General features: G+C 71.6%; 10 protein-coding genes. 6 read left to right on the top strand and 4 right to left on the bottom strand.

Annotation, left to right across the window (positions count from 1 at the left end; genetic code table 11):
* Positions 1–372: 372 nt before the first annotated feature.
* Complete coding sequence (locus OM076_RS13200) at positions 373–1,752, top strand: MFS transporter (protein ID WP_270040431.1); 1,380 nt, start codon at positions 373–375, stop codon at positions 1,750–1,752.
* 119 nt (positions 1,753–1,871) lie between these two features.
* On the opposite strand, the gene OM076_RS13195 is transcribed toward OM076_RS13200, so the two are convergent.
* The 3 genes from OM076_RS13195 to OM076_RS13185 are packed head-to-tail and all read right to left on the bottom strand — an operon-like array spanning position 1,872 to position 7,012.
* Positions 1,872–3,713 carry a hypothetical protein gene (locus OM076_RS13195; protein WP_270040430.1) on the bottom strand — a complete coding sequence of 614 codons (1,842 nt, stop codon included), beginning with the start codon at positions 3,711–3,713 and terminating at the stop codon, positions 1,872–1,874.
* Positions 3,714–3,729: 16 nt separating this feature from the next.
* Positions 3,730–5,373 (bottom strand): hypothetical protein, encoded by a 1,644-nt coding sequence (locus OM076_RS13190; protein ID WP_270040429.1) that lies wholly within the window; start codon positions 5,371–5,373, stop codon positions 3,730–3,732.
* 43 nt (positions 5,374–5,416) lie between these two features.
* Entirely contained in the window at positions 5,417–7,012 is a 1,596-nt protein-coding gene (locus OM076_RS13185; RefSeq protein ID WP_270040428.1) for an HAL/PAL/TAL family ammonia-lyase, read from the bottom strand.
* 640 nt (positions 7,013–7,652) lie between these two features.
* Here OM076_RS13185 and OM076_RS46830 point away from each other — a divergent pair.
* From OM076_RS46830 to OM076_RS13165, 4 genes are all read left to right on the top strand, one after another.
* Positions 7,653–8,015, top strand: a complete 363-nt coding sequence (locus OM076_RS46830; RefSeq protein WP_372518035.1) for an FKBP-type peptidyl-prolyl cis-trans isomerase — start codon at positions 7,653–7,655, stop codon at positions 8,013–8,015.
* Positions 8,016–8,295: 280 nt separating this feature from the next.
* The gene (locus OM076_RS13175) at positions 8,296–9,798 is read left to right on the top strand and encodes a S8 family peptidase (protein WP_270040426.1); all 1,503 of its coding nucleotides are present in this window, start codon (positions 8,296–8,298) and stop codon (positions 9,796–9,798) included.
* A 76-nt stretch (positions 9,799–9,874) separates the two neighbouring features.
* A complete protein-coding gene (locus OM076_RS13170; RefSeq protein ID WP_270040425.1) occupies positions 9,875–10,495 on the top strand; it encodes a CGNR zinc finger domain-containing protein in 621 nt (206 codons plus the stop codon).
* Complete coding sequence (locus OM076_RS13165; RefSeq protein WP_270040424.1) at positions 10,492–11,568, top strand: citrate synthase 2; 1,077 nt, start codon at positions 10,492–10,494, stop codon at positions 11,566–11,568. The genes OM076_RS13170 and OM076_RS13165 overlap by 4 nt, the downstream gene beginning before the upstream one ends.
* On the opposite strand, the gene tsaA is transcribed toward OM076_RS13165, so the two are convergent.
* Positions 11,545–11,946 carry a tRNA (N6-threonylcarbamoyladenosine(37)-N6)-methyltransferase TrmO gene (gene tsaA, locus OM076_RS13160; RefSeq protein WP_270040423.1) on the bottom strand — a complete coding sequence of 134 codons (402 nt, stop codon included), beginning with the start codon at positions 11,944–11,946 and terminating at the stop codon, positions 11,545–11,547. The two genes, OM076_RS13165 and tsaA, sit on opposite strands and share 24 nt — an antisense overlap.
* Positions 11,947–11,982: 36 nt before the next feature.
* Between tsaA and OM076_RS13155 the strand changes: the two genes are divergently transcribed.
* Entirely contained in the window at positions 11,983–12,849 is an 867-nt protein-coding gene (locus OM076_RS13155) for a methyltransferase domain-containing protein (RefSeq protein ID WP_270040422.1), read from the top strand.
* Positions 12,850–12,872 lie beyond the last annotated feature (23 nt).

Raw genomic sequence — 12,872 nt, 5'->3', positions numbered from 1 at the left:
GGCGTTGCGCGGGCGCGGCGGTCGCACAAGGCCAGGCCGCCTCGCCTGGGTCCGGCGGGCGCGCGGTCGGCGCCGCCGCGTCGGGCTCGGTGGGCGCGCGCGGGCAGGTGGCGGCCCGTGGGTTTGGCGGCGGGCGTGGCGAACGTCGACTTGATCGGGCTGTGCTCGATCAAGCTTGCTTTCGGTGCGCTGCTCGTGCGGCGGCGGGGGTCACGTGATCCGCGCTCCGCGTCCGCGAAGTCGTGGTGGCCTCGCGCGTGGACGGAAGGAACGGGGCGTGGATTCCCGCCAAGCATCCGTGTGGGGAGCCGCACCCACGGCGACGGGCGAACCCCCTCGTCGGTCGCAGGGGTGAGCGGCAAAGTGGTCGGTGTGACCTCCGCCTCCCACAGACTGACGCTCGCGTTGTTGACCGTCGCGGGTGTGTCGTTCGCGATCATGCAGACGCTGGTGGTGCCGTCGCTGCCGTTCTTCGTGAAGGAGTTCGACACCTCGGCGGCGTGGGTGACGTGGCTGGTGACGAGCTTTCTCGTGAGCTCTTCGGTGTTGACGCCGATTCTCGGCAAGCTGGGAGATGCACACGGGAAGAAGAAGCTGCTGGTGATCTCGCTCGGGATCTTCGGCGTCGCGTCGCTGGGTGCGACGTTCGCGCCGAACATCGGCGTGTTGATCGCGTTCCGGGCACTGCAGGGCGCGGGGGCGGCGATCTTCCCGCTCAGCTTCGGGATCATCCGCGACGAGTTTCCGGCCGAGAAGGTGGGTCTGGCGATCGGCACGGTCAGCTCGGTGTTCGGGATCGGCGGCGGGGTGGGCCTGGTGCTCAGCGGCGTGATCGTCGAGCACCTGAGCTGGCACTTCCTGTTCCTGATCGGGGCGGTGCCGGTGCTGATCTCGACGGTGCTGATCGCGAAGTTCGTGCCGGAGTCGCCGATCAAGACGCCCGCGAAGCCGGACTACAAGGGCGCGGCGGCGCTGTCGGTCGGCTTCGCGAGCCTGCTGCTCGCCCTGAGCGAAGGGACCGAGTGGGGGTGGATGTCCCCCGGCGTCCTCGCGCTCGCCGCGGTCAGCGCGACGGCGCTGGCCGGGTGGGTGGCGATCGAGCGCCGCGTGGACGATCCGCTGGTCGATCTCGAGAGCCTGCTCAAGCCCGCGATGGCGGCGACCAACGCCTCCACGGTGCTGCTCGGCTTCTCGATGACCGCGTTCTTCGTGCTCGTCCCGGGCTTCGTGCAGGCCGATGGCTTCGGCTTCGGGCTCAGCCCGACCAATGCGGGTCTGCTGCTGCTCCCGTTCTCACTGGCGATGATCGCCGCGGGGCCGATCGCGGGGGCGCTCGGGACCCGCAAGGGCCGCGTGGTGCCGCTGCGGATCGGGCTCGCGCTCGGCGCGGCGAGCCTCGCCGGCCTCGCCGCGCTGCACACCCACGAGGCGTGGTTCGTGCTCTGGCTGCCGATCATGGGCGTCGGGATGGCGTTCGCGCTCGCGGCGATCGGCGCGCTGGTGATCGACTTCTGCCGCCCCGAAGAGACCGGCGTGGCGAGCGGCATGAACACGATCATGCGCGCGTCGGGCGCGGCGATCGGCGCGCAGATCGCGGCCGCGATCGTCGCCGCTCACCCGCAGACCGGCGACGGGTACACGATCGCGTTCGCGATGGCCGCCATCGGCCTCGTCGTCGCGCTCGCGCCGACGCTCGTCCTCACCCGTCGCCGCGCGTCGGCACCCGCGCTCGCGCAGCTCGCACCCGCCTAGCGGCGCGATTTGCGCGCGCCGGCGTGCCGTCCCTCCCAGGCGGTGGGGGTGCCCCGGCTAAGTATCGCTGGGCGATACCGAAACGGGGCACCCCCGGGTCGAGGCGTCCGGTGGGCGGGTCATTCGCCCTGCAAGACGTACCCCACGTCGTGGTGGGTGCGGGCGAGCGGGATCCAGAGCGCGTCGTAGATCGCGGTGCCCACCTCGTCCGAATACGTGTAGTCGGGGCCGAACTTCCGCGCGATCGTCCGGATCGAGCGCGAGTAGCGCTTTGAGAGCGCCGCGCTGGACACGTGTCCGCGCGCGATCGTCTCGATCATGTCGTTGACGAGTCGAGCCACGGCGCGGTTCCCCGCGGGAGTCTCCATCCCGAACTTGCGTCCGAGAGGGACCTTGAGCGTCCGGATCGGCGGCTCGAGCACGCGCACACGCAACGCGACGGAGCGCCGCACGAGGTTGCCCGCCCGGTCGGTGACGAGCAGCGTGAGCCGCAGCCGCCGCGCCGCCCGACCCGCGATCAGCTCGTACTGCAGCTCGTCCGACGCCCGCAGCCGCAGGGTCTCGGTCGCGCCGGGCTCAAGGGCCTGGGAGATGTTCCCGCGGTCGTTCTCGCCCCCGGCGAAGGCCAGCCGCGCGTCACACGCCTCCGAGCACCGCACGCGAGCGGTCACCACGATGTTCCCGTCGGCGGTCGGGCGCACCCGTGAAGGGAGACGTGCCGTGACCGCCGGAGGCGACGCGTCGAGCGGCGCCGCAGCCGGCGCCGCGCCGCGCGCGCCGAGCCCGGCTTCGCTCCAGAGCGCGCGCGGGACCCCGCCCGCGTCCACCGCGAGGTTCAACGCATACGCGATCCGCGTGGCCGATGACAGCCGCGTCGCCGCGCTCCACCGGCCCCCGACGGCGCCGACCGCGCCCACGATCTGCCGAGGAATCGCCGTCCACGCCACCGCCGCCCGCCCGCCCGCACCGAGCGCCACCTGCACATCCAGCTGCAACTCCTCGGACGAGCCGTGATCTTGGTTCCGGTCAACCCCCGCGCGCGCCGGCGAGAGCACACGCGGCTGCAACCACTCCCCGGCCACGCGCTCCGCGGCGACGATCTCGGAGCCACCGGCCATGTAGACCAGCAGCGCGGTCCCGTCGTCGGCAAGCCCGGCGGCCAGTTGCGCGCCCGGCGCGGCGGGCGCGACGACGGCCGGCGGCTGCCCGTCGAGGATCGCGTGCGCGCCGTCGGCGTCCGTCCACGCGACGAGCGACCCTCCGGCCGGCGCGATCGCCAACGCGAGCTCGCCGAAACTCTCGGCCGGGCTGGCCAGGTCAGGGCCCGCGACCGGCGCGGCCCCGGCGACGCCGCGCGCGACGCGGAGCCGCATCGTCCGGCGGTCGAAGCGGGTCCAGGCGACCGTGACGTCGCCGCTCGCGTTGATGCCGACGTGGGCGTCCGAGATGTCGAGCACTCCGGGGAACGGCTCGAGGAGCGTGCGCACCTCGCTCCCGTCGGGGCGGCGGACCAGCACCGTGAGGCCGACGTCGCGCTCGATCCAGGCGACCGCCACCCACCCGCCCGGCGCAACCGCGACCGCGGCGGCGCCCGACGTGGAATCGCCGCCGAGCACGATCGGGGCTCCGAACGCACCGCCCGGCTCGCGCACCACCAGGCTCGCGCCGTCGAGCGACGTGTCCGCACGGTTCACCGACAGACCCACGAGCGCCAGCGTCCCGTCGCCCGCGGCCGCGATCACCGGGCACCCGCGGAGCCCGGGGAGCTCCCGCCACCCGCCGCCCCCGACGCTCAGACGGAGCGGCTTGTCGGGCTCGGTGCCGGCCGCGATCACGTCCCCGCCGCCCGCGACGCACTGCGCCGACCGCAACACCGGCGGATCCGCGGGGACGAACACGTCCGCACGTGCCGCGGAGGCACTCAGCGTGAACAGCGCGATCAGGATGAGTGCCAGGCGCATAGACCCGGCAACGTAGCTACCCGCGACGCCTCGCGAGGTACCGCTTTCCGGCGCGGAGCACGATCCGCTTCTTGCCCGCCGTCACGAGGACGCTGCCCTGCTTGACCTGCGTGAGCGTTCCCGCGCAGGAGTCCTGGACGAGCCAGCGGGTGCCGCGGACCGTCGCCGCGCTGTATTGGCCCTTGGTCCGGAACTTGCCCTTCCCGTCGCCCCACAGCTTGCGCGACTTCGGCTTCGCCGCGGCCACGCGCGAGCGCTTGCCGCAGGCCGCCAGCGGCTCGTTCAGGGCGAACTCCGTAACGGAGCCTTTCTGCGCCAGGCTGAACTGCCCATCGTAAAGCTGGATCTTTTGGAGTGCGCCGGCCCGCGACGGAACGGACGCCAGCTCGACGCGCCCGCGCTTCGTATCGACCGTCGAGCCGAACGGGACGTCGTCGATCGTGGTGAGATCGACGAACGTCTTGGAGCCCTTCAGGCGCACCCGGACCTTCCCGCTGACCGGCCGCAGGACGACCGTCTTTCCGAACACGGGCACCGGCGGCGCGACCGGCGTCGGCGCGGGCGGCGGCGCTGCATCGACCGGCGCGTCCGGCCCGGTCGACGCGACCCGGATCTCGCTCCCCGTGGCCACGCGGCTGCTCCACGCCGCGACACCCACATGGTCCGGCGCCGCCGCGATCCGCATCGCGCCCGGCTCGTCATCGGTCTGCACCGACACGGTTCCGGACCGCCAGTTCACGCCGTCGTCGGACACCGCGTGGACGACGTGGAAGCCATCGGCGAGGTTGCTCGACCACACCGCCTGCAGCCGCCCCGCCGGATCCTGCGTGAGGAACATCTCGCTCGCGTCGCCCGTGCTCGTCAGCGCCACCCGCGGGCCGAAGGTCGTCCCGTCGAAGCGCCGCACGAACAGCCCGGAGGACTCGTCGCCGGAGATCATGAACAGCCCGCTCGGCCCGCCCGCCAGGCGCGGATAGGAGACGAACCCGACGTCGGTCGACGGCGTCCAGTTCGCCTCGCTGTTGACGTCTCCCGTGCCTGTGTAGCGCCGGAACGCGCCTTGGGAGTTGAGGTCGGCGAACAGCGCCAGCGGCGTGGTGCCGTCGATCATGCCGACGGTGCCGTTGTACGGGCGCGAGGTGTCGTAGAGCGTCGCGAAGGTGGTCGTCGGGGTGCCGCCGGTGAGCGGGACGCTCTCCAGCAGCCCACCGCGGAAGTCGGCGTTGGTGACGACGAGCACCGAGTCGTTCGGGCCGCTCACCGATTCGGCGTTGGGCACGTTGCCGCCCGCGACCCGCTGCGACGGGAAGGTCACGCCGCCGTCGATCGACGTCCACTCGTTGATGGCGTTCGACTGCCCGGAGCGGTGCTGGAGGATCGTGACCCGCGCGCCGGCGACGGTCACGACCGGGCGGCTCGTCGTATCCGTCCCGGCCGGGACCGGCAGCGTCAGTGCGACGTCACACGCCGAGGCGCCCCGGGGCAGCCGGCAGAAGTGCGGCGGCCCACCCGCCTCGAGTCCGTTGTAGGCCAGATACGCGACCCCGGCCGGATCGACGGCGACGTTCGGGAGCGTGCCGGGGCCGATCGAGAACGGCGCGCCAGAAGCGATGCTCGGCGTGACCAGCAGCGCAAGCACGGCAAGAACTACGGTGCGCACGCGGCCGACCCTCGCAGACGAGGGCCGGCCTGCGCAACCCCTCCTACCCCAGGACTGCGGACAGCTCGCCCGAGCGGATCAGCTCCACGACACCCGCGATGTCGCGGTCCATCCGCCGGTCAGCGTCGAGGAACGCGGCGCGCATGCGGACCAGGCGATGCGCTTCGCGGGCCTTCGGGCTGGCCTTCTCCACACCGCGCAATTCGAGCGCCTGAGCGATCGCGATCAGGTGAATCGCGGCGATGTGCTGCAGGATCTCCACGATCGTGCGCGCGTCGCGCGCCGCGATCGTCCCCATGGAGACCTTGTCCTGGTTATGGGCCTCGGTCGAGCGTGAATGGATGCTCGCCGGGTTGCACAGCTTCAACGCTTCAGCCGTAAGGGCCGAGCATGAGAGCTGCATCCCCTTGAAGCCGTGATGCAACCCGGCTTCGGGGTCTGTGTGATCGAAGTACGGGATCAAGTTGGGCGTCAGGCCCGCGTTGAACTTCTCGTCGACGATCAATTCGAGTTGGCGATCGAAGAGGTCGGCCATGTTGGCCAGGGCGACCTTCAGCGAGTCCATCGCCTGCGTGATGTGGCTGCCGTAAAAGTTGCCGCCGCTCTGGACGCGGCCGGCGGCGGCGTCGAAGAGCGGGTTGTCGTCGGAGGAGTTGATCTCGATCGAGACCCACTTCTCGACCCACTCGAGCGTGTCGCGCAGCGCGCCGGTGATGTGCGGGGCGCAGCGGATCGAGTACTTGTCCTGCACCGAGCGGGTGAGCTCGCGGAAGCCGGCGCCGTCGAGCGGGACGACGTCCTCGGCGTCGTGGGTGAGCTGGGAGCCCTCGATCAGCATGCGCACGTTGGCGGCCGATTCGATGATCCCCGGGTGCGGCTTGGCCTCGAACAGGAAGGCGTTGAAGTGGCCGTGGTTGCCCATCAGCGCCTGCGAGGCCATCGACGTGCAGAGGTCGGCGACGAACGCCAGCTCGCGCGCGTCGTGCACCGCCAGGGTCGCGAAGCCGCTCATGAACGACGTGCCGTTGGTCATCGCGAGGCCTTCCTTGGCCTCCAGCACCAGCGGCTCGATCCCGAGCTCGGCCAGCACGTCGGCCGCCTCGCGGACCTCGCCCTCGTAGAGGACCTCGGTCTCGCCCGCTAGAGCACGTCCGACGTAGGACAGCGGGATGAGATCACCCGACGCGCCGCACGATCCGCGCTCCGGAATCAGCGGCAGGATGTCGTGGTTGATCAGCGTCAGGAGGCCTTCGATCAGCTCGACCCGGACGCCTGAATTGCCCTTGGCGAGGCAGTTCGCGCGGAAGAGCATCGTCGCGCGGGTGACCTCGGGAGAAGCGATCTGGCCGGTTCCGGCGCCCAGGAAGCGCAGCATGTTCTGCTGCAGCCGGGCGGCCTTCTCGGGCGCGATCTGGCGATGCGCGGAGTCCCCGAAGCCGGTGGTGACGCCATAGATCGGGATCTCGCGGGCGATCAGATCCTGCTTGAGCGTCCGCGTCGCCTGTACGCGCCGCGCGGCCTCGGGCGAGAGCACGGCGCGCCCGCCGCCTCGCGCGAACTTCACCGCCTCGTCGATGGTGAGCGAGCGACCGTCAAGGTCGACGTGCACACCCGTGGGCTGTTGCAGCAAGTCCGTCATGTGACGAACGTATCGCTGTGTACGGACCTTGTATCAAATTTGGGATATTTGCCCAGATATGTTCAGCGCAAGCGCTTGGCGGATGTACAACTTGACTATCGAAATGGGCGCACGGCATCCCACGCGGGGTCGAGGCTGAACGTCGTCTTGTAGCCCCGCCCGGCGGCCCAGTCCTCCGGCTCGCGCGACGCCGGCGTGACCGTCGCGCGCGGCGACCAGGTCGAGTGCGGCCTCCACGAACGAGCGTGCGTGGCGTTGGAGCGCGTCCATGGCCCGGCTGCTGTCACGGTACGGTCGAGCGATGCTCACCAGCTGGTTGTTGACGGGTGCGCTGGCGTTCAGCGCGCCGGCGCCGATCCCCGCCGCGCAGGCGTTCAAGCTCCCGACCGCGTTGCGGTGCGTCGCGCATCGCTCGCTGACGCTGAGCCTTCGCCCCGTCAAGGGCGCGACGTGGACGGGGGCGACGGTGAAGGTGGGCGCCCGGCCGTTCAAGGCCGTCGATCGCGTGGCGGCGAAGCGTCCGGTGCGGTTGCACCGCCTCCCGCGCGGGCGGCTCGACCTCGAGATCAAGGCCAAGACCAGCGACGGGCGCAAGGCGGAGGTCGAGCGCCGCTATCAGACCTGCGTCGACACGCGACCGGTGATCGCCGCCCCGACCGGCACGCCGCCGACGACGCTGCAGCAGCGCGATCTCGTCACGGGCAGCGTTCGCCGGGCGCGCAACGGGGACACCGTCACCGTGCAATACAGCCTCGTCACCTGGTCCGACGGCAAGGCGGTCGACTCCAGCTGGGACAGAGGTCAGCCGTTCACATTCCCGCTCGGCGCCGGCCAGGTCATCCCGGGATTTGACCAGGGCATCAAGGGGATGAAGGTCGGCGGCCGCCGGCAACTCGTCATCCCGCCGGACCTCGCGTACGGCGACGAGGGCGCGGGCGACGAGATCAAGCCCGGCGAGACGGCGCTCTTCGTCATCGACCTGGTCGCCATCGACCCGAAGTGAACACCGCCCACCGGGAAGCGCGGCGATCGACCCGAAGACCCGCAAGCCCGTCCGCGGCGAGCCGATGGGAGAGCTGCGGACGACCGAGACCGTCGACCGCTTCAAGCGGCTGCCGGCCACGCCGGAGAACCTCGCGCTGCTCGACGCGCCGGCGATCGACGCCGCCGGGTGACAGAACGCGAACACACCCGTTTGGCTGCTTTTGTCCGCGCCGCGGGCGGGTCTACGCTCCCGTCACCGACCCCGGCTCGGGAGGCTGGGGCAACAGGGGAGAGTCACAGTGCAGCATCCACGCACGTTCGTGTCCGCCGCGGTGCTCGCGGGCGCGCTCTTTGCGGTGCCGTCCGGTGCCGCGGCGCAGGCGACCGCCGGTGAGGCGATCGACGGCCAGTACATCGTCGTCCTCAAGGACCAGACGACCGGGCCGGCGGCCGACAGCGCCAAGACCCGCGTCCGCAACCGGGGCGGGAAGGTCCAGCACGAGTACGGGCGGGTACTCAAAGGCTTCTCGGCCAAGCTGACGCCGAAGGCGCTCGCGGAGGTGCGGACCGACCCCGCGGTCGACTACGTCGAGCCCGACCGCGTGATCACGCTCGACACCACACAGACGGGCGCGACGTGGGGGCTTGACCGCATCGACCAGCGCAACCTCCCGCTGAGCACCACCTACACGTACGACACGACCGGCGCGGGGGTGACGGCGTACATCATCGACACCGGCATCCGGTTCTCGCACAGCCAGTTCGGCGGGCGTGCGACGTCCGGCTACGACGCGGTCGACGGCGGCAGCGCGGATGACTGCAACGGCCACGGCACGCACGTCGCGGGCACGGTCGGCGGCAGCACCTACGGCGTCGCGAAGGGCGTCTCGCTCGTCGCCGTGCGGGTGCTCAACTGCAGCGGCTCGGGCTCGACCTCCGGCGTGATCGCGGGCATCAACTGGGTCACGGCCAACCACGCCGCGAAGGCCGTCGCCAACATGAGCCTCGGCGGCGGCGCCTCGACCGCGCTGGACACCGCGGTCAACAACTCGATCGCCGCGGGCGTCGTCTACGGCGTCGCGGCCGGTAACGACAACGCCAACGCTTGCAACGGCTCGCCCTCGCGCGTGCCGAACGCGATCACCGTCGGCGCGACCACCAGCGGCGACGCCCGCGCCTCGTTCTCGAACTTCGGCACCTGCGTGGACATCTTCGCCCCCGGCCAGAGCATCACCTCGTCCTGGTACACGTCCGACACCGCGACCAACACGATCAGCGGCACGTCGATGGCGACGCCGCACGTGGTGGGCGCCGCCGCGCGGCTGCTCCAGAGCTCGGCGATGACGCCGCAGCAGGTCCGCGACGCGATGGTCGCCAACGCGACGGCCAACGTGGTCTCCAACCCCGGCACCGGGTCCGCCAACCGCCTGCTGTTCACGCCGGTCGTCGGCACGCCGACGCCCGACCCGACCCCTGACCCGACGCCGCCTCCGGGCTGCCCGACCTCGCAGACGCTCTCCGGCACCTTCGCGGGCACCGGGAGCCAGGTCTTCCTGCCGAGCGACACGGGTTGCGCCTCGGGCGCCGGAACCCACAAGGGCGTGCTCACCGGCCCGCAGGGCGTCGACTTCGACGTCTACCTGCAGAAGCTGGTCGGCTCGACGTGGACCAACGTCGCGCAGGGCATCGGCACGACCGCGAACGAGACCGTCACCTACAACGGCACCGCCGGCACCTACCGCTGGCGCGTCCTCTCCTACCGCGGCTCCGGGAACTACTCCCTGACGATCACGCGGCCCTAGCTCCTCCCCAGCGAACCTAAAGGGGGTCTGACCCCCTTTAGGTTCGCGTAACCACATGATCTGGCATCATGTGGTTATGGACCTGCCTGACGACCTCGTACTGCCGCTCCAGCGCGGCGCGCCGTGGTGGTACTGGAGCGGCGGGCGACCGGCGCTGAACTTCGTCAACACGCTGCGCGAGCGCTGGCGGCGGCAGGTCGAGACGCTCGTGACCGACGAGGACCTGGCCGCATGGCTGGTCGCCGCGCAGCTCCTGGCCGAGGCGCCGCCCGTCCCGGCCGGGCTGCTCGAACGTGCGCGCGAGCTGCGCGAGGGCATCAACGCCGGGCTCGTCGCGGTGATCGACGGCGAGCCGGTCCCCGAGGCCGCCCGCGCGGTGATCACCCGCGAGATGCGTCACGCGGCGGTGCCGGACGAGCTGATCCGCGACGCCGTCGGCGCGCTCGCCGTGCGCCCCGTCACCCCGCTCGAGCCGGCGGAATACGGCCTCGGCCTGGTCGCGCACGACGCCGCCCGGATGTTCACCCCCGCCGAGGCGGGCCGCATCCGCGTGTGCGCGTCGGACACCTGCAGCGGGCGGTTCTTCGACCGCTCGCCGGCGGCCGTGCGGCGCTATTGCTCGCCCACGGCGTGCGGGAATGTCGAAAAGGCCCGCCGGCATCGACGCCGGCGACGCGAACAGGAGCAGACGTCATGACCGAGGTGCAATCCGGACTCGAGGGCGTCGTCGCCTTCGCCTCGACCATCGCCGAGCCCGACCGCGACGGTGGCGCCCTGCGCTATCGCGGCGTGGACATCGAGGAGCTCGCCGGCCGCGTCCGGTACGAGCAGGTCTGGGGCCTGCTCGTCGACGATGCCGTCAGCCCCGGACTGCCCGTGGTCGAGCCGCGCGAGTTGCCGGCCCGCTCCGGTGACGCCCGCGCCGACGTGCAGGCGGCGACGGCGGTGCTCGCACCCGAGCTCGGCCTGCACCCACTGATCGACGACAGCGACGAGCAGGTCCGCGAGGACCTCGGCCGCGTCTCGGCGCTGATGCTCGACTTCGTCGCGCAGTCCGCCCGTGGGGCGGATCTCGCACCGGTCCCGCCCGCGACCTCCGGTACCGCCGCCGAGCGCTTCCTCACCCGCTGGCGCGGTGAGGCCGACGAGCGTCATGCGAAGGCGATCGACGCTTACTGGACCTCCGCCGCCGAGCACGGGATGAACGCGTCGACGTTCACCGCGCGCGTCGTCGCCTCCACCGGCGCCGACGTCGCCGCGGCGCTGTCGGCCGCCGCGGGCGCGCTCTCCGGTCCGCTGCACGGCGGCGCGCCGAGCCGCGTGCTCCAGATGCTGAGCGAGGTCGAGCGCAGCGGCGACGCCGCCGGGTGGGTGGCGAACGCGTTGGACTCCGGCCAGCGGCTAATGGGCTTCGGCCATCGCGTGTACCGGGCCGAGGATCCGCGTTCGCGCGTGCTGCGCCGGACCGCGCAGGAGCTGGGCTCGACCCGCTACGAGGTCGCCGAGGCGCTTGAAGCCGCGGCGCTGGAGGCACTGCGGGCGCGCAAGCCGGACCGGGTGCTCGCCACCAACGTCGAGTTCTGGTCGGCCGTGGTGCTCGACTTCGCCGAGGTGCCGCCCGAGCTGTTCACGCCGCTGTTCGTCTGCGCGCGCACCGCGGGCTGGTCGGCGCACATCCTCGAGCAGAAGCGCGAGGGCCGGTTGGTGCGTCCGTCAGCGGTCTACGTCGGGCCGGAGCCCAGGCACCTAGCGTTCGTCGATGGTGCGTAGCAGCGGTTTGAGGTCGACGATCGGGGTGCCGTCGAGCGCCTCGAGCTGATCCACACGGACCCGCTCGCCGTCCAGTTCGAGCACCGTCACGCGGTGCAGCCCGATCGGGTTGGGACGGTCGGGCGAGCGGGTGCTGAAGACGCCTTGCACAGGACCGGTGGTGCGGCTGCGCGGGCGGACCTGCAGCACGTCGCGCAGCGCGCGGTCGAGCCAGGTCAAGAGGAGCAGCTCGTCGCCGGCGGCGATCCCGTCGAGCGCCGCGCCGAACTCGGGGGCGATGACGAGCCACGCCTCGGGCGCACCCTCGTCGCCCTGTTTGGGCGCGTCGTCGCGGTCCCGGAGTGACGATTCGACGTGCCCGACTGAGACCAGTTCCATGCCCCGGTTCCTACCGCATCTGGTACCAACGTGGCCATGAGCTACGTCCACGGGTACGACGACCGGGAGAGCGAGCGGCTGCACGACCAGGCCGGAGCGCTGGTCGAGTTGCTGCACGGCGACACGACGTATCCGGCGGGCGCGCGGGTGCTCGAGGCCGGCTGCGGGGTGGGGGCGCAGACGGTGACGCTGTCGGCGCGCAGCCCGAAGGCGCGGTTCACGTCGATCGACGTCTCGTCGGAGTCGATCGCGGCCGCCCGCGCGCGGCGGCTGCCGAACGTCGAGTTCCGCGTCGCCGATCTGTTCACGATGCCGGTCGAGACCTTCGACCACGTCTTCGTCTGCTTCGTGCTCGAGCACTTGCCGGAGCCTGTGGCGGCGCTGCAGCGACTGAAGACGATGCTGCGCCCCGGCGGGACGATCACCGTGATCGAGGGCGACCACCGCTCCGCGTACTTCCATCCCGACAGCGCCGCCGCGCAGGACGCGATCGATTGCCTCATCACCGTCCAGCGCGAGGCGGGCGGGGACGCGCTGATCGGCCGGCGGTTGTACCCGCTCCTGCGCGAGGCCGAGTTCGAGGAGGTGAGCGTCTCTCCGCGGATGGTCTACGTCGACGGCAGCCGGCCGGACCTGATCGACGCCTTCACCCGCAAGACGTTCACCGCGATGGTCGAGGGCGTGCGCCCGGCGGCCCTGGAGCGGGGGTTGATCAGCGCCGAGCGCTTCGACGCGGGCGTGCGCGACCTCTACCGCACGGCGGCGGAGGACGGCACGTTCTCCTACACGTTCTTCAAGGCCCGCGGCGTCAACGTCATCGAGGCGGACGCCAACGACCTGGCGGCGCAGCTCGCGGGGCAAGGGGGGAGTTTCGGGGACCTGTTGGGGAGGGTGGGGGAATGACCTGCGCGTCGTGGCGTCTTGCT

Source organism: Solirubrobacter ginsenosidimutans (assembly GCF_027587205.1).
The sequence above is the reverse complement of the archived record's forward strand: the minus strand, read 5'-3'. Positions and strand labels throughout refer to the sequence as shown.

Coding starts and splice junctions, on each gene's coding strand:
- OM076_RS13195 (WP_270040430.1), bottom strand. CDS start 3,713: ATGCGCCTGGCACTCATCCTGATCGCGCTGTTCACGCTGAGTGCCTCC.
- OM076_RS13185 (WP_270040428.1), bottom strand. CDS start 7,012: ATGACGGACTTGCTGCAACAGCCCACGGGTGTGCACGTCGACCTTGAC.
- OM076_RS13170 (WP_270040425.1), top strand. CDS start 9,875: ATGGACCTGCCTGACGACCTCGTACTGCCGCTCCAGCGCGGCGCGCCG.
- OM076_RS13165 (WP_270040424.1), top strand. CDS start 10,492: ATGACCGAGGTGCAATCCGGACTCGAGGGCGTCGTCGCCTTCGCCTCG.
- tsaA (WP_270040423.1), bottom strand. CDS start 11,946: ATGGAACTGGTCTCAGTCGGGCACGTCGAATCGTCACTCCGGGACCGC.
- OM076_RS13155 (WP_270040422.1), top strand. CDS start 11,983: ATGAGCTACGTCCACGGGTACGACGACCGGGAGAGCGAGCGGCTGCAC.